This is a genomic window from Nonomuraea sp. NPDC049709, from assembly GCF_040674815.1.
Classification (GTDB): Bacteria; Actinomycetota; Actinomycetes; order Streptosporangiales; family Streptosporangiaceae; genus Nonomuraea.
This window is the reverse complement of record NZ_JBFANM010000046.1, coordinates 35161-51908: the sequence shown is the minus strand read 5'-3', so window position 1 is coordinate 51908 and position 16748 is coordinate 35161. Positions and strand designations below refer to the sequence as shown.

The following is a 16748-nucleotide window of genomic DNA, read 5'->3' as shown; positions in this document are numbered from 1 at the left end:
AGGTCTCCGGGCCTCAGGCGAGTGAGGGCAACTGGCCGGCCGGTGGTTCGCCGTTGCGTTGGCGCCAGCCGGCCAGGTGCCGGCCGATCGAGACGCGGGCGCGGCGGGTGGCCTCGGCCGGTACGTCCTCAGCGCACATCTCGGCCATCGTGCCGGCCATCTCGGCGGTGAACAGATCGCCCTCGGCGGTGAGCCGGCCACTGGTCCGCAGCGCACGGATCGCCGCCTCGGTGCCGTCGCGCCACTGGGCGAACTCCGTGTGCGCGCGGAGCAGCAGGTCCGCCGGATGCGGCTCCTGGCGTTCCACCTGCCAGAACGCCGCGATGCCCATGTGCGCGTACGCGCCCTGGAGCAGGCCGCCCAGCGGGCGCGGGTCGTCACGCCACGGCGCGTAGTAGCGGCTGCCGTCGTCCGGCTGCGTCAGGGGGATGAGATCCAGCAGGCCGCTCAGCTTCGCGTGCTGGGACTCGTGCGCCAGGGTCACCGCGAACGAGTGCGGGTCGGGCGGCGTGGAGAGCCCGATGTTGCCGAAGGCCAGTTTGGAGGTGGCGCTGGAGGTGCCGTTCTCCGGCCCGATCAGCGGTGTCAGCACCGTGACCACGGCACTAGTCTCCTCGGCGACCTGGCGGTGCCGGTCGATGAGGATCTCCCAGGCCGGCTGGAGCGTCGACTCCCACCGGTGCAGCTCCGCCTCGCTCAGCCGGCCCTCGGTTCGCCGCGCGCCCGGCATCCGGCCCGGGTCGAGGTCGTCGACGACGAGCTCGACCGCCACGCCGCGATGCGAGGCGCGGATGCGGCGCAGGCCTTCCCATGAGGAATCCGCCCCGACGCGTACGGTGACCCCGCCGGTGCTGATCTCCGCCTCGCCGTCCCCGGTACGCACGACGGCGAACCGGCCTCCGCCGGGGACGATCGCCCGGCCCAGCGACGGGAGCACGACCGCGCCGTCGATCACGGGCACCTCGATCGTCTCGCTGCGCCCGGACCGGATCGCCGCGACCGCCGCCAGCGACGCCATGGCGCTCGGAATCTCCCAAGGAGCCGGCGGTGTCCGGCCGCTGAGCGCGTGGAGCGTCCGCAGCCCCCAGGAGCCGACGGTCGGATAGCGGAGCACCGCCCTGGCGACCTCGGGTGCGGCCTCCTGGATGTCGGCGAGCAACTCGTAGGCGTGCCGGACCCGCGGGGCATCATCTTCGGCGAGGTCGCGGACCCCGCGCAGGAGCAGAAGGCGTTTGCTGTCCTGCGCCGTCCACAGGCGCTCGACGGCGTCGCGGCCGCCCCCGCCCGCGGCGAGTTCGAGGAACACCTCTTTCGGCAGGGAATGCGGTGTCAACGGCATGGGCGTGAAGTTGCCTCTCTGCGGATCGGTGATCTGTGCGGAAGCGCGACGACGCCGGCTGCGGTCGCGCACCGCGGCGATGTCGTCGTTCACCGCGTGCTGGACATGTTTGATGAGCCGGAAGAGGTCGCGGCAGTAAACGCTGGGATTGGCGAATCCGGTGCCCGGGCGATAGCGATGAGGGTAGAGCCCCGCGCCGCAGACACGCCGGATTTCGCACGCCTGGCATTCCGGTGACAGCGCGCGCTCGCCGATCTGCCGGGCGGCGATCGAGGGCAGCATGAGGGCCGCGTCGAAAGCGTGCGCGCCGACGTGCAGCGGCGTACGGGTGGCTCCGTCGTAGGCCGATTTGAGGCTGTCCACCTGTTCGATGCCGCCGTCGGTCTCGACGACCACGACGGCGACCGCGGAGAGCCCGACGGCCTCGCTGCGCGAGGGGCGTCCGAGCACGAGACGAATGATCTCGTCGAACAGGCGGAGCCGGGTCTCGCGCTCCGGCGCGTGGTACCAGCGGTCGAAGACGGCGATGAGCCAGTCGCCGTACGGAGCGTCCGCACCGTCCGGCCGGAGGCCCGGTGGAGGGGTCTCCCAGGTGCCGTGCGGCAGCAGGAAGTCCATCGTCGGCGGACCGTACGCCAGGAGCGCCTCGTACGTGCCGACGGGGTCGTTCCGCAGGTCGATCGTGCAGAGCAGCCCGTTGAACAGGTGCCGGAAGGCAGGGGAGGCGAGGTTGGTCAGCCCGGCGTGGACCCGGTCGTAGCTGCCCTGCCCCGCCGGTCCGCGGCGGTGGCGGTCGTTGGCCTCGCGGTCGCCGTCGAGGCTGACCGCGACCAGGACGCCGAGCTCGTCGAACAGATCGAGGAAGACGGAGTCGAGGAGCACCCCGTTGGTCTGCACCTGGACGTTCACCGTCACGCCGGGATCGACCGCGGAGCGTACGGCGTTCACCGCGTAGCGGATGTGGCCGGCGCCGGCGAGCAGGGGCTCGCCGCCGTGGAGGATCACGTCCACCTCGGACAGGCGGTTCAGCCGCGCGTGCTCGGCGATGCGCGCCGCGACGGAGTCGATCGTCGACTGCGACATCCGCCGGGGCTGGCGGCGCCAGCCCTGGTCGGCCATTTCATACATGTAGCAGTAGGTGCAGGCGAGATTGCATCTGCTGTGAATCTTGAGGACGAACTGCTGGAAGGGCGTGGGGCGCCAGCCGCTCTCCAGCAGGGCGTTGATGTCCAGATCCATGGGCCATTCGAGGCGCGGCGTGGCCTCTCCGAACTCCGCACTCACGCCCACCAACCCCTAAGGAGATTCGAGCACCACGGCACGAAAATCCGTTCATCGGCTATTTCTGAATAAATAGAGGGCATTCACGTTCAACCAATGTCACCCTTGCGACCCGCCGCGATCTTATCGCCGATTCGCCGGTGTACGAAGGCGCATTGACGCAGCCGCGAGGTGGCGATCGTGTTTCGATCGGATAACCCGGCGGATGCCGACTGTCCTTCGCGACTCCAGATCTGAGCGCATCGAGGGAGGTCCGCGATGCCGCCGCCTACCGGGATCATGCCCCAGAGGAAGGGAATCAGAGCCCGCCGGACGCATCCGGCGACGAAGGCGAGAGGGCCGTCGGTGGGCTTGTGCCGGACACGCCGGCGGAAGGCGGGTCAGGTCCGGGTCAGCAGGGCGCGCAGGCTGGGGGCGAACCTGTCAGGGTCTTCGGCGAAGCCCGCGTGGACGCCGGGGAACGGGACGGGGTCGAGGCCGAGGGCGAGACCCAGGGCGCGGGAGGTGCGGTCGCACAACTGCCCGGCCGACTCCTCGCCGATGCCGATCACGAGGCCGGGCGCCGAGCGCAGCCGGTCCAGGTCGGGCCGCCAGCGGGTGGTGCCCTGCAGTTCGTGGAACCAGTGGCGCTCGTCGGCGACGTGCCGCGGGTCGCGTTCACCGCCGAACATCATCTCCAGCGCCCCCTCGGGCAGCGCGATGCCTGCCTGGGCCATGAACTTCGCCCAGGCGCCGATGGCGTCGCCGCCGAGGTAGGTGGCGATGAGGTCGTCGGTCTTGGCGTGCTGCTTGTCGCGGTCCGCCAGGAGATCGAGCAGCGGGGGTTCGTGGGCGATGACGGCGCGCAGTTGCTCGGGGTGGCTCTGGGCGTGGGCGAGGGAGGTGACGGCGCCGCCGCTGGAGCCGAACACCGTGGCGGTTCCGGCGTCCACGTGGGTCAGCAGGCGGGACAGGTCGTCGGCGCGCAGCTCCGGCGTGGAGTCCTGGGCGGGATCGTCGAGCGGGCTGCGCCTGATTCCGCGCGGGTCGGTGGTGAGCACCGTGTGGTCGGTGGCGAGCAGGTCGGCCAGCGCGGCGAAGGAATCGGCGTCCATCGGGGCGCCGACGAGCGCGACGAGCGGGTGCGGCGGTGGCCACGAGCAGCGCCAGGGCCGCCGGGATCACCAGGGCGAGGGGCGGGCGCGGGAGATCCTCGGGCTGTACGACGCGACCATGCTGGAGTTACGCGGTGAGCCCCGGTCGCTGACCGTCGACGTCGTCGGCTCCGGCCTCACCCCTGCGCTGGTGCTGGCCGCGGCTCGCGAGCGCGCACCAGGAGTGGAGTTCTTCGCCCGCTTCCACAGTGGCACCGAGGCGGCGTCGCCCCTGCTCCTGGACGGGCGGCTGGACGTCACCTTCGGCCGCAGCCCGGGCGTCCTCGACGGCGTACGGCAGCGGGCCGTACGCCATGAGCGCATCGCCGTGCTGGTGCCCGAGCGTCACCCGCTCGCCCGGCTGCGGGCCGTACCCCTGGAGTCGCTGCGCGGCACGAGCCCGTGCATCCGTGCCGGCGACCATGCGACGCCCGGGTGGGAGCACGCGGTGCTGCAGTTGCCGGCCCCCTTCGGCGTCGACCCCGCCATGGCCCACCCGCACGTGCGCGGTGGTGACGAGCTCGCGCAGCACATCCGCGACCGCGACGCGCCCATTCTCACCATGACCACGCAACCCGCCATCCCCGGCGCGGTCCTGCGGCCGCTCGTGGACCCGGTCGCGGTGTTCCCCTGGATGATGATCTGGCGCGCCGACGGCGACCACCCGGGCCTGCGCGCCCTGCACGCGGCCGTGGACGGGCTGGCCGCCGCCCACGACTGGCTCGCCGCCCCCGGTGACGCCTGGCTCCCCGAGCCCGAGGCGAGTCTGCCCCACCCGCCGTTCACCGGCATTCACTAAAACCGTAATTCGCGTAATGGGATATGCCTAAATTGCGCCCTTGTCGAGGTGTAATGGCATATGTACGATCACTTCCGTACCTGGGATTTCATAATTGGAGGTAAACCGTGGCTTCAAGGAACTGGGCAGCGAAAATACTCATCACCGCGGCAGTTGTCGCTGCGGGTATCGCGCTCGCGAGCCCGGCTCACGCCGTGGACGAGCCGCCCGCCGGAGGCCAGGTTTCCACCAACGGTTACACCTGGTCCAACTGAAGAGGCAGCCTGACGGGCGGCGGGAGCGGCGCCGGGACGGGATCGGCCTGGAACGACTGGATCATCAGGGCCGCGAAGCGGCGCGACGCCGCCACCCTCATCCGGGGTGACTCGGCGCGGATGCCTTCGTTCGCCATCAGCGCCAGGCTGACGTCCTCCAGCACGAAATCCTGCCGCAAGGAGCCCGCCTCCTTCGCGCGCCGCACCAGTTCGAGCAGCAGGCGCAGCGCGCGGTCGCGTTCGGCGGTGAAGTCGACCGCCTTGGGGAGGCGGGAGGTGAACGCGCGGGCGAAGCCCCGGTCGAGGGCGTGCATCTCCATGAGCTTCTCGATCACCAGGCAGAACCCGCGCCACGGGTCGTCCGCCGCCAGGCCCTCCGCCACGACCTCCGAGCAGAAGGCCAGCTGCTCGGAGAAGGCCTCGGTCAGCAGGGCCTCCTTGGTCTGGAAGTGCCTGTAGACGGTCGCGACGCCGACGTCGGCGCGCCGGGCGATCTCCCGGATCGGCACGTCGAGGCCCTCGGCGGCGAAGGCCGCGCGAGCGACCGCGAGGATGCGCGCGCGGTTGTCGCGGGCGTCCGAGCGGAGACCCGTTATCACTTCGGCCGTCACCGCTCTCACTTTAGCCAAACGGACGGGGCGTCCCGTTACGGTCGGCCGCATGAGAGCAGTTCAGATCGTCGAGTACGGCCCGCCCGGCGTCGTGCACGTCGCCGAGGTGGCGGAGCCGCACGCCGGACCGGGTGAGATCCGCATCGCCGTACGGGCCTCCGGGCTCTCGCCCGGGGAGGTGGCGATCCGGTCGGGGGCGCTGCGCGACGTGGTGCCCACGACGTTCCCGTACCGGACCGGGTTCGACGCCGCGGGTGTGGTGGACGAGGTCGGCGACGGCGTCACGGGCGTGGGCATCGGCGACGAGGTGTTCGGCATGACCACCATGGCCGCGCGCGGCGCCAACGCCGACTTCGCGGTCCTGGGCGCCTGGGCGCCCAAGCCGGAGGTATGGAGCTGGGAGGAGGCGGGCGGCGCCGCGGGCAGCGTCGAGACGGCCACCCGGGTCCTCGACCGGCTCGAGGTCGGCGCCGGGCACACCGTGCTCATCCAGGGGGCGGCCGGCGGGGTGGGCGCCGTCGCCGTCCAGATGGCCGTCGCCCGCGGTGCCACCGTCATCGGTACGGCGAGTGCGCACAACCACGACTTCCTGCGCTCCCTCGGCGCCGAGCCGACGACGTACGGGGCGGGGCTCGTCGAACGGGTCCGAGCGCTGGCGCCGGGCGGGGTGGACGCCGTGTTCGACTGCGCCGGAGGGGCGGCGGCCGATCTGGTGGCCATCGCCGGGGACCCGGCGCGCGTGGTGACGATCGCCCCTGACCTCACCGCGGCGGCCCACGGCGTGCACATGTCGCACGGCGCGCCGGCCGACGAGACGGACGCGGCCGTGGGGGCTCACGCCGATCCGCTGGCCTTCCATGGCCTGGCGATCGCGGTCAGGCTGGCCGGCGAGGGGCGGCTGCGGGTGCCGGTCGCGGCGGCGTTCCCGCTCGCCGAGGCCGCGGCCGCGCACGAGCTGAGCGAAACCCGCCACGCCCGCGGGAAGATCGTTCTGGTGGGCTGAGTGACCGCACGTCAGCGGCCGGCCGTAGAGTCCCACCATGACGGATGAGCCCGCCTCCGGTTCGTTGCACCATGTCGAGATCTGGGTCCCCGACCTGCGGCGGGCCCTGGTCGGGTGGCAGTGGTTGCTCGAAGCGCTCGGTTACACCCTTCACCAGGACTGGGAGGGTGGCCGTAGCTGGCGGTTGGGGGCTACGTACCTGGTGTTCGAGCAGTCGCCCGCGCTCAGCGCCGATCGGCACGATCGCCTCCGGCCGGGGCTGAACCACCTGGCCTTCCACGTGGAGAGCCGGGAGAGGGTCGACGCCCTCGCCGAGCGGGCGGCGGCGTACGGGTGGACGTTGATGTTCCCCGAACGGCACCCCTACGCGGGCGGGGAGCGGCACTATGCCGCCTACCTGGAGGACGCGGACGGGTTCGAGGTGGAACTGGTCGCGGCGCGATGACCTGGGCCGCTCCGGAAACGGCTGGCGCGAACCCGGACGACTGCGGCATCATGGCGCCCATGATCTATGGGAAGGGCGGCCACCGCCCCAGCCGGTGAACCCCGGCACGAGGAAGCTGAGCGGCGACGACCGGCTCACCTTCCTGGCACACGCGATCTCCATGTCCTCCCTGTACGGCCCCGGCCCCTGGCCGCAGCATGCCCAGGAGCTGCCGGACGAGCCCTCTCGCCCGGACGACGGCAGGCCGTACATCTCCACCACCGTCATGGACGGCATCAGGACCCACCACCTCTCCGCCCAGTCGGAGCCGGCGGACGCCGTCACCGAGGTCGCCGGCCTGCTGCAGTCCGGTGCGCCGTTCGCCGCGTTGCACGAGCGGCTGTCGCAGGGCTCCGCGCTGGCGATCTGCGACGACCTCATACGCGAGCTGGCAAGCCGGAAGGTGCCCGTGAGCAGGGCCTACGAGGCGGGCCGGTGGCTGGCCGAGCACGGCACCCACCGCGAGGCCACCAAGATCGGCATCGTGCTCGTCGGCGCCTGCGGCGGCGAGCCGGACCGGGAGCTGCTGCTCCTGCTCGGGACGCTGGAGGAGTTCACCCTGTACGCCGCCGTCGCCCTCCTGCGCACCCAGCCGGACCGGCAGCGAGCCGTGTACGAGCTGGCCAGGCGGGTGACGGGCTGGGGCCGCATCCACGCCGTCGAGCGGCTCGACGGCTGCGACGACCCGGAGATCAGGGCCTGGCTGCTGCGGGAGGGCTTCCGCAACGACATCATGAACGCCTACCTGGCCCCGCTCGCCGCCACCACCGGCGACCTCTACTCCGCGCTCCTCGACCCCGAGCCGGACGAGGCGCTGGTGGACGGCGCGGGCGGCATCCTGGCCGCGCTCGTCACGGGCGAGGGCGGCCCCGTCTCCGGGATCAGCGCCTACGACGACGCCGTGCCCGCCCTGGACCGCTACGCCGGCCTCGCCGAGACCCGCGCCGCCACGCTGCGCCGTCTCAGCGGCCTGCTGACCATCCTGGAGGGCCTGCGCCGGCCGCCCTCGGACGGGTACGGCTGGCGCGACGGCGACCTGGCCGCGCTGCGCCGGCGTTACGAGGAGGTCGTCGGGCAGCGGCGCTGGTCCGAGCTGGCGCTGGCCGGTGTGGCGGACCCGGCGGCGGAGGATTTCGGCTCCGCGCTGCACTGCGCGACCAGGCTGGGCCTGCCGGTGCTCCCGCAGGTCATGGCCCGGCTGCGGGCCGACCCCTGCGACAGTTTCGCCTGGTACGAGGCGACCCGCCTGGCCGAGCCGACCGTGCTGGTCGAGCTGGCCGAGGAGCTGCTGCCGATGGAGAGCCTGGCCAACGGGCCCGGGGATCGGGTCTTCGGGGACGGTCACGAGCACGCGCTGGAGCCGGTGGTCGAGAAGCTGGTGTCGAGTCCGGGCACGGGGCTGTCCCTGCTCCGGGTGGCGTTGCGCAACAGGGTGATCAGGCTCCGGCGGAGCGCGGTGCGCGTGCTGGAGGCGTGGCCGGACGTGCCGGGGGAGGCCGTCGCGTGGGTGCGCGCGGCGTACGAGGTGGAGCCGGACGAGGAGCTGCGCGGGGACATGCGCGCCTTCCTCGCCGGCACCCGACGATGACCAGACGCACGATGACGAACGGAGGCGAGGCGGCCATGCCTGACATTTCCGCAGATGAACTGCTCAATGAGGTGGAGCCGCTGTCCCACGGGCAGCGGTGCCGCCGCCTGGCCGAGCACGCGCGGGATCTTTCCGGCCGGCCGGAAGCCCTGCGCGCGCTCCTGGACGGGCTGGCCGGGCACGGCCCGTACGAGCGCTTCCTCGGCGTGCGGCTGGCCGCGATGGCGCGGGAGGTCGCGCACGTCACCCGTGCGATGACCGACCCGGACATGGACATATCCCGGTACGCGATCAGCCACGCCGTCAGGCTGGGCGCCCCCGGCGACGCCGTCCTGGAGATCGCCCGCACCGCCCCCGCCACCCACCGCATGGCCGTCTACCGGGCCATCAGGCGCAACGGCCGCAGCGACCTGGCCGAGCTGCTGATCGACGAGGTACGCGGGCGGTGGGGCGACCGCGAGGCCGCGGGCCTGCTGGTGATGTGCCCGGCGGAGGTGGTCGCGGCCCGGCTGGCCGGCCTCGCCCACGCGGTGCCGAACTGGGGCGCCCTGGCCAGGCGGCACCCGCTCACCGTGCTCGACCACGCCGGGTCGGTGCTGCCCGAGCTGCCGCGCCAGCTGCGGCGGGCGTGGTGGTTCGCGCTCGGCCCCGGGATCGAGGCCGCCGCCGAACACGCGCCCGAGCGGGTGATCGAGCTGCTGGAGCGCCACTGGGCGGGCCGGAGCTGGCGCTGCGCCGGGCGGCTGCTGGACGCCGACCCGGTGCGTACGCTGGCCCTCTACCTGGCCCCGGGGCGGCGGCCGGAGCTCGCCGGGCTGCTCAGGCGGCGGCCGGTACGCGATCGGCTGGCCGCGCTCCCGGACGCCCGGCTGGCCGAGCTGGGCCGGGCGGTGCGCGACGACGAGGACGCGCTGATCGACCTCCTGCGGTCGGTGCCGCCCAGCCGCCGGGACGCCGTGTTCACCGCGACGATGGAAGGCGTCGACCTCTCCCAGGCGCTGCTCTCCGAGGACCTGCTGAACGTCCTGCCGCTGCGCCGCCGGGTCGCGGAGGCCCGCCGCATGCTGGACCTGCGGGCCATCGCCGAGGATCCGTACCGCAGCCTGGAGATCACCGCCTTCCTCCCGTACGACGAGGCGGAGCCCGTCCTGCGGGCGGCGACCCGCCGGTCCGATGGGCTCGACCGGGCCAACGGCTACGTCCACCTGGTCGCCTGCGCCGGCCGCGGCCGCGACCCCGAGATCGTCACCCGCCTGGCCGACGCTCTGGGCCGGCTGCGCAACGAGCAGGACCCGGTCCGCCTCGCCGCCGCCCAGTCGCTGGGGCAGCTCCCGTCCCAGCTCTTCCTGGCCGCTCACGTGCCGTTCCTGGACCGGCTGGTCGAGGACGCGCTCGCCGCCCGCGACTGCTCCCATCCGACGCGGCTGGCCCTGGCCCGCCTGGCCGCCCAGGTCTTCGAGCAGGGCGCGCGGCAGGACGACGCGGCCCTGCTCGACTACGCCCTGCGCGTCTCCGAGCGGCTGGCCGGTCACGTGGGAACGGTCTCGCTCGGGGAACTGACGCGCGTGCTCAGGCGCGGCCAGGAGGCCGTGCTGGTGCGCAGGCTGGCTCCGTTCCTGGCGGCGGGGGCCGACCGCGACCGGCACGAGCTGGCCTTCCTGCTCGCCGCGGCGCTCGGCCGGCGCGGGCATGACCTGCCGGAGCTGCAGCGGGCGCTCGAACGCGCGGTGCACGCCACCAGCCAGACGGTCGCGGCCCGGGCGATCGGCCTGTGGCTGGAGCCGCCGCGGACCAGGGGCGAGCGGGTGGCGGCGCTACTGGCCGCGGATCCGTCCGTGGTGGTGCTCGGGCCGGTGTTCGACGTGCTGGTGTGGCAGCGTACCGACCTGCTGGAGGCCGCGCTGGGCCGGCGGAACCCGGTGGGGCGGTTCGCCGGCAGCGGTGTGCGGCAGGTGCGGTCCGCCCCGCGCCAGGCCGTCCAGCGGTGGACGGCGCGGCAGCGCGAGGCGTACCGGCGGCTGATGGAGCGGGTGGCGAACGACGGCCGGGTGCCCATGCACGAGCGTGAGCAGGCCGTGCGGCGGTTGGGCGAGGTGCCCGCGATCGAGGCCGCGCGGCTGCGGCCGTACCTGGACTCGGGGGAGGCTCCGCTGCGGCGGGCGGCGCTGACCGCGCTGCCGTGGACGGCGCGCCCGCAGGAGGTGCTGGCCGACCTGCTCGCGCACGCGGGCGGGGACGACGCGCACGTGGCGGTGTACGCGGCGACGCGGGCGGCGCGTTTCGTGCGGCCCGCCGAGCTGGCCGCGGCCCTGGCACCGGTGCTGGCCGGCGGCAAGGTCACCGCCCGCAAGGAGGCGGTCCGGCTGCTCGCCCGGCACCGCGCGCCCGACGCGATGCGGGTGCTGCGGGAGCTGTGGGACGCCGACGGGCAGCACAAGGACGTCCGGGTGGCGATCGTGTCGGCGGTGCTGGGCCTGCTCGCCGAACCGGGGGCCTGGGAGGTGCTCCGCGCCGCGGTGGCGGTCGACCGGGGGACGGAGGCGGCGGAGCTGCTGGGTCCCGTGCTCGGCACGCAGCCCCTGGCGGTGCCGGAGCGGTGGCGGGAAGCGTACGGGGAACTGGTCGTCACCGCCTCCCGCTCGTCCGACCTGCGCACCCGGCTGCCCGCGGTCCAGACGCTGCCCCGCTGGATCGCCTACGCGCCGGGCGCCGTGGAGCGGCTGGCCGAGATCGTCTGCGACCTCGGCGAGACCGCGGACTGGCGGCAGGCGACGCGCGGGCTGGTGAGCGGGGCGTGTTCCGGGGTCGGGCTGGGGGAGCTGCGGGAGGCCGTGCGCACGCTCGCCGCCGCGCCCGGCGAGCCCGACGCCGGTCCCGACCGCGACCGCCCGGCCTACCAGCGGCTCGCGGCCGTCGTGACGTACCTGCGCCTGTGGCGCCGGGTGGAACGCGAGCCGATTGGGGCGGTCGTGCGGGAGGTGGCGGGCGAGCTCCCGCCGGACCTGGTGGCCGAGCTCCTGGCCGCGACCGTCGACTGGGACGACGCTCCCCGCGACGTCCTGGAGCGGCTGGTGCGGACGGTCCCGGGAGTGCTGGCGGCCGTCGAGACCGGCGAGGCGCTCGGGGAGTCGGCCGAGCACGTACCGGCCGAGCTGGTGCTGCCGCACGCCGCGTGGCTGGCCGCCGAGGGGCAGGTGGGGGCGCTGCTCGCCACGGCACTGGCGGCGACCTGCGGCCCCCGGTCGGGGTGGGCGGCGCCGTGGCGGGAGCTGCTGCGGGGCGTCCGAGCGAGTGGCTTCCCCGAGGCCGCACACCAGGCCCTGCGGGTCAGGACGGCGGAGGAGTAGTTCGGCGCCGCTTAACCGACAGTTCAGGAATTTGTCAGACATCTCCGCAAAGCGGGGATACCGTCTCGTTTCGGAGTGATCACTGACTACCGAAGGACGGTTACATGCGCAAGGTCCTGACGCTCACCCTGGCCGCCACCTCCACCCTCGCCCTCCTGACCGCCCCGGCCACGGCCGCCGACCGTCCAGGAGGGCTCCCGGCGGAGATCTACGGCGGCGCCTGGACGGCCGGCCACGTCCAGGGCATGGCCATCGACCGGCGCAAGGGGTTCATGTACTTCTCCTTCACCAACCTCCTCGTCAAGACCGACCTGCAGGGCACGCTCGTCGGCTCGGTGGCCGGTTTCACGGGTCACCTCGGCGACCTGGATCTCAACCCCCAGGACGGCCGCGTGTACGGGTCGCTGGAGTACAAGGAGCAGGAGTCGTTCTACATCGCGATCTTCGACGTGGACCGCATCACCGGCCCGGACATGAACCCCGCCGACGTGATGAGGACGGTCTACCTCAAGGAGGTCGTGGCCGACTACACCGCGGACATGAACGGGGACGGCAAGTTCGACGGCAACGTCGCCGACACCCCCGACCACCGCTACGGCTGCAGCGGCATCGACGGCGTCTCCTTCGGCCCCGAGTTCGGCAGGAAGCACGGCAGGCAGAGGCTCACGGTGGCCTACGGCGTCTACTCGAACGTGGGCCGCCAGGACAACGACCACCAGGTCCTCCTCCAGTACGACATCCAGCAGTGGAAGAAGTACGAGCAGCCGCTCACCGAGAGCGCCCCGCACAAGAGCGGCCCCGAGCGGGTGGACGGCAAGTACTTCGCCTACACCGGCAACACCACGTACGGCGTGCAGAACCTCGAGTACGACGAGCACACCGGCAACTGGATGATGGCCGTGTACAAGGGCGCCAAGCCGCAGTTCCCCAACTACACCTTCTTCATGGTGGATGGCGGCGCGCGGCCCAGGACGGGCGAGATCGCCGGCCAGCCCCAGGCCGAGCGCGGCAAGCTCCTCACGCTGGCGCCGGGCGGCCTCCAGGACGACGCCACGGGCGTGCGGGGGTGGCAGTTCACGGGCGAGTACGGCCTGATCTCGCTGGGCGGGGGCCGCTACTACGTGGCCAAGGCCGGCAAGGTCACCGAGGACGGCGTCTCCAAGCACACCGGGCACGCGCAGCTCTACCGCTGGACCGGCCAGTCGCCGACCCCCTTCGAGCGCATCGGCTGAATCCGCCCGCCAGAGGCTGGCCAGTAATGGCTGTTATGGTCGTCCCTTACCTGGAACGCGTAAAGAATCCTGCATGGGAGGGTCATGCGGACCTCAACGAAGATCGCGATCACCGCGTCCGTGCTGGCCGGGGTCGCCGCCCCGGTGGCGGGGGTGGCGCCGGCGGCCGGTGCGCAGGCGGCGCCGGCGTGGGTCGCCTACCACGGTGTGAGCGCCGAGCAGAGCGTCGAGCGGGTGAGCCGGCTGAAGGACCAGGGTTACCGGCCGATCACGGTAAACGTTTCCGACGGCGAGCGGTACGCGGCCGTGTGGGTCAAGGACGGCTCGTCCACCGAGTGGGGCATCTGGCAGGGCATGTCAGCCGGCGGCTTCCAGAAGCGGTTCGACGCCGGGGTGAAGGAGGGGGCCCAGCCGATCTCGGTCTCCGCCACCGGACCGGCCGACTCGCCGGTGTTCACGGCCGTCTTCGAGAAGAAGAGCGGCGCCTTCCTCGCCAGGTCGGGCCTGACGCCCGACCGCTTCGCCGCCGTCAACAAGGAGGCCACCGCCAAGGGGCTGGCGCTGACCTCCGTCGACGCGTACGGCACCCCGGGCGACATCCGGTACGTCGGCGTGTGGAGCGCCAACACCGGCGGCGCCTGGTACTACACCTACGGCAAGAGCAGGCAGCAGCACGAGGCCGAGTTCTACGCCCGCAAGGACAAGGGGTACCGGCCGGTCAAGGTGGCCGTGGCGCCCGACGGCACGTACACGGCGGTGTGGCGCAAGGACGGGCTCAAGTCCTGGGCCCACTACGTGGACATGACCTCCTCCGGCTACCAGAAGAGGTTCGACGACCTCAAGGCCAAGGGGCTCCGGCCGGTGCAGGTCAACGCCGAGAACGGTAAGTACACCGCGATCTGGCAGTAGGGGCGGGCGGGTGGGTGCGGCGTGCCGCTGACCGGCCCCGCACCCGCCGTCATCTCTGCAGGATCCGCACGTCGCCCGACGTGCTGCGGGCGGTGATCGTGCCGGCGCTCCTGGCGTCGTGCCGGACCTCGGTGCGCTCGCTGCCCTCCTTGCTGCTCGCCGTCACCGCGTACGAGCCGGAGGGCACCCGCGCCGTCACCCTCCCGTCGAGGGACTGCAGGTCGAGGGTGGTGGGCGGGCCGGCGAACGACACGTCGATCGCGCCGTCCGAGGTGCGGCACCTGACGTAGGCGGACTTCAGGCCCTCGCCCGTGATCGGGCCTTCGCTGCGCAGCCGCAGCCGTCCCGACGCGCCCGTCACCTGGATGCGGTCCCGGCTGGAGACGTCCACGTCCTGGGTGAGGCCGTTCAGGATGACGCCGTCCGCCGCGTCGACCGACAGCCGCACTCCTGGCGGGACCTTGACGTGGTAGCGGGCGCCGCAGTCACCGAGGACCATGTTGCAGTCCGCGCTGAGCCTCAGGGTGCCGTCGCGCAGCGACCAGGCCGGGTCGTCGGTGACGGCCTTGCCCTTCAGCCAGCGTTCCACCTGTACGGTGCCGCCGATGCCGGGCACGACGCGTACGCCGCCGAGCGAGGATCTGATCGTCAGGGCCGGCCCGGCGAAGGGGAACGACTGGGCGGCGTGGACCTCTTCGGCCGTCAGGTCCACGCCGCAGCCGCCGGTCGCCACTGCCAGGAGCGCCGCGCATGCCGCGAATGCCGCGAATTGCCTCATGCCCACGATCGTGGCCGAGCGCGGCCCGGCGGCCATCGGTCATCCGGCCGACCCGCCATCGGCCGTTCGGCCGGATCCTCCCGGCGCCCCGGGTCACAGGGCCGAGAGCAGCGCCTCCACGTGCCGGAGCGGGTCGGTGCCGAGCGGCCGCACCGCCACGGTGTCGGCCCCCGCCGCCCACAGGCTCTTGACCTGCGCCGCCGCCTCCTCCGGAGCCCCGGTCGCCATGACCACGTCCTCCGGCGCGACCCCCAGGAAGCCCGCCTGCCCCTCCACCATCGACCGGGTGACCTCGCCGGTGTCCGGCCCGGTGTGCAGGTAGGTGAAGACCACCAGCTCGTGGTCCTCCTCCCCGCCGATCCGCTCGATGATCCCGGGCAGGTCGGCGGGCCCCACGCCCTCGGGCACGATCGTGCCCTGGGCCACGCGGCCGGACAGCGCCAGCGAGCGCGGGCTCTTCACCCCGGCCAGCACGGGCGGCGGCACCGCCGGCGGGTGCACCAGCGACACGCCATCCAGGTGGACCGCCCGGCCGTGCAGGGTGACCGTCTCGCCGCGCAGCAGGGCGCGTACGGACGTGATCGTCTCCTCCAGGAGGGCGAGCGGCGACGGCACGGCGGCGCCCACCTGGCGCATCCACTCCTGCACGCCGTGCCCGATCCCGGCCGCCAGCCGCCCCGGATGCACGCGCTCCAGGTTCGCCAGCTCCATCGCCAGCAACATCGGGTTGCGCAGGGGCGCCGGCGTGATGCCGATGCCGACGCGCAGCCGCGAGGTGACGGCCAGCGCCGTGGCGGCCGCCGAGATGCCACCGGTCCAGCCCAGATCCTCCACGACCCACAGGTCCCCGACGGTCGTCTCGTCGAGCGCCTTCGCGAACGGGATGAGCTGCTCGGGCGGCAGCCCTCGGTCGAACATGACACCCAGTCTCACGATGCCCTCCAGTAATAGCGGAACAGTCGGCCGGTCTCCGAGTATCCAGCACGCCGGAACGCGTCGGCGGTCGGGACGTTGGCGAGGTCGGTGGCGGCCACGATGCGCTGCACGCCGGCCTCGGCGAGCGTGCGGGTGCCCCGGGCCAGGAGGTCGTTGACGTAGCCACGGCCGCGGTGCTCGGGCATGACGCCGATGTAGGCGATGGAGTGGTCGTCTGGGGCCACCAGGCCCACGGGGGAGTCATCGAGATGGCCGATGACGAACCAGCCGGGCTTGGCCTTGCGGTTCATCAGGTCGTCGTACATCCACCGGGCCTCCTTCTCGGCGCCCGACGTCGCCACCTCGACCCGGGTGTCGTGGTCGAGGGAGCCCTCGGAGATGCGTACGAGGATGTCGATCACCTCGGAGGGGTCCATGCGGCGCGCGGGCCGGTAGGTCAGCCTGCCCGGATCGTCGGGGATGTCGCTGCCGGCCACCCATTCGAGCAGCAGCCGCTCCACCTCCATCGTGAACCCGGCCCCGATGAGGGCCTCGTGCTCGACGGCGCGGTCGACGACAGGGGCGAGCCCGGGCGGGAGCGAGATGTCGTGGATTATCTTGGTCAGCCCCATCTCGTCCAGGCTGCGGCGCAGCAGCCCGGCGGCGGCGACCGGATCGGGGCCCGGGTCGAACTGCCAGACGATCACTGGCTCCGAGCCGGCGAAGGGCGCCCAGTACGCGAGCCGGGCGGGCCCTTCCGCGAAACACCACTCAGGCCGGCTCCTGCCCTCGTCGAAGGCGGACCTGAGCTGAGAGCGCGCGGGCTCGGGGAACTGCTCGAACAACGTGAAAGCCTCCACATGTGAGGGGGCTCTCCCGCGACTTTCAGAGGGTCGTGGGGAGGTGTGCCCGCGATGACATGACCATGTTCTCGCACACCTCCGGCCTTTTGCGCCGCTCGATTCAGACGGCATTCAGACGGTACTCAAGCGGCATTCCGGCAGGCACCACGACGGCACTCAGGCGATACTCAGGCCGCACTCAGACGGCATTCAGCCGGATGCGGGCGGGCTCA

The 16748-nt window shown here is 72.8% G+C and carries 13 protein-coding genes; 7 read left to right on the top strand and 6 right to left on the bottom strand.

Annotated elements, in window-relative coordinates; all coding sequences use genetic code 11:
* Positions 1–13: 13 nt before the first annotated feature.
* A complete protein-coding gene (locus AB0J69_RS37910) occupies positions 14–2623 on the bottom strand; it encodes an FxsB family cyclophane-forming radical SAM/SPASM peptide maturase (RefSeq protein ID WP_364127790.1) in 2610 nt (869 codons plus the stop codon).
* A gap of 377 nt (positions 2624–3000) precedes the next feature.
* Positions 3001–3714 carry an alpha/beta hydrolase gene (locus AB0J69_RS37905; RefSeq protein ID WP_364127787.1) on the bottom strand — a complete coding sequence of 238 codons (714 nt, stop codon included), beginning with the start codon at positions 3712–3714 and terminating at the stop codon, positions 3001–3003.
* Here AB0J69_RS37905 and AB0J69_RS37900 point away from each other — a divergent pair.
* Entirely contained in the window at positions 3671–4552 is an 882-nt protein-coding gene (locus AB0J69_RS37900; protein WP_364127784.1) for a LysR substrate-binding domain-containing protein, read from the top strand. The genes AB0J69_RS37905 and AB0J69_RS37900 overlap by 44 nt on opposite strands.
* Positions 4553–4787: 235 nt before the next feature.
* On the opposite strand, the gene AB0J69_RS37895 is transcribed toward AB0J69_RS37900, so the two are convergent.
* A complete protein-coding gene (locus tag AB0J69_RS37895; protein WP_364127781.1) occupies positions 4788–5417 on the bottom strand; it encodes a helix-turn-helix domain-containing protein in 630 nt (209 codons plus the stop codon).
* Between the two features lie 49 nt (positions 5418–5466).
* Here AB0J69_RS37895 and AB0J69_RS37890 point away from each other — a divergent pair, with 49 nt between their 5' ends.
* From AB0J69_RS37890 to AB0J69_RS37865, 6 genes are all read left to right on the top strand, one after another.
* Positions 5467–6420 carry an NADP-dependent oxidoreductase gene (locus AB0J69_RS37890; RefSeq protein WP_364127778.1) on the top strand — a complete coding sequence of 318 codons (954 nt, stop codon included), beginning with the start codon at positions 5467–5469 and terminating at the stop codon, positions 6418–6420.
* Positions 6421–6457: 37 nt separating this feature from the next.
* A complete protein-coding gene (locus AB0J69_RS37885; RefSeq protein ID WP_364127776.1) occupies positions 6458–6865 on the top strand; it encodes a VOC family protein in 408 nt (135 codons plus the stop codon).
* Between the two features lie 94 nt (positions 6866–6959).
* Complete coding sequence (locus AB0J69_RS37880) at positions 6960–8492, top strand: hypothetical protein (RefSeq protein WP_364127773.1); 1533 nt, start codon at positions 6960–6962, stop codon at positions 8490–8492.
* A gap of 35 nt (positions 8493–8527) precedes the next feature.
* Entirely contained in the window at positions 8528–11839 is a 3312-nt protein-coding gene (locus AB0J69_RS37875; RefSeq protein WP_364127771.1) for a hypothetical protein, read from the top strand.
* A gap of 104 nt (positions 11840–11943) precedes the next feature.
* Positions 11944–13071, top strand: a complete 1128-nt coding sequence (locus AB0J69_RS37870) for a hypothetical protein (protein ID WP_364127768.1) — start codon at positions 11944–11946, stop codon at positions 13069–13071.
* 84 nt (positions 13072–13155) lie between these two features.
* The gene (locus tag AB0J69_RS37865) at positions 13156–13980 is read left to right on the top strand and encodes a hypothetical protein (RefSeq protein ID WP_364127766.1); all 825 of its coding nucleotides are present in this window, start codon (positions 13156–13158) and stop codon (positions 13978–13980) included.
* A 49-nt stretch (positions 13981–14029) separates the two neighbouring features.
* Here AB0J69_RS37865 and AB0J69_RS37860 read toward each other — a convergent pair whose 3' ends face one another.
* The 3 genes from AB0J69_RS37860 to AB0J69_RS37850 form a co-directional block, all read right to left on the bottom strand.
* The gene (locus AB0J69_RS37860; RefSeq protein ID WP_364127764.1) at positions 14030–14758 is read right to left on the bottom strand and encodes a hypothetical protein; all 729 of its coding nucleotides are present in this window, start codon (positions 14756–14758) and stop codon (positions 14030–14032) included.
* Between the two features lie 93 nt (positions 14759–14851).
* Complete coding sequence (locus tag AB0J69_RS37855) at positions 14852–15691, bottom strand: LLM class flavin-dependent oxidoreductase (protein ID WP_364127762.1); 840 nt, start codon at positions 15689–15691, stop codon at positions 14852–14854.
* Positions 15688–16533: a GNAT family N-acetyltransferase gene (locus AB0J69_RS37850; protein WP_364127760.1), complete on the bottom strand. Its 846-nt coding sequence runs from the start codon at positions 16531–16533 to the stop codon at positions 15688–15690. Before AB0J69_RS37850 ends, AB0J69_RS37855 begins: the two co-directional genes overlap by 4 nt.
* Between the last annotated feature and the right edge of the window lie 215 nt (positions 16534–16748).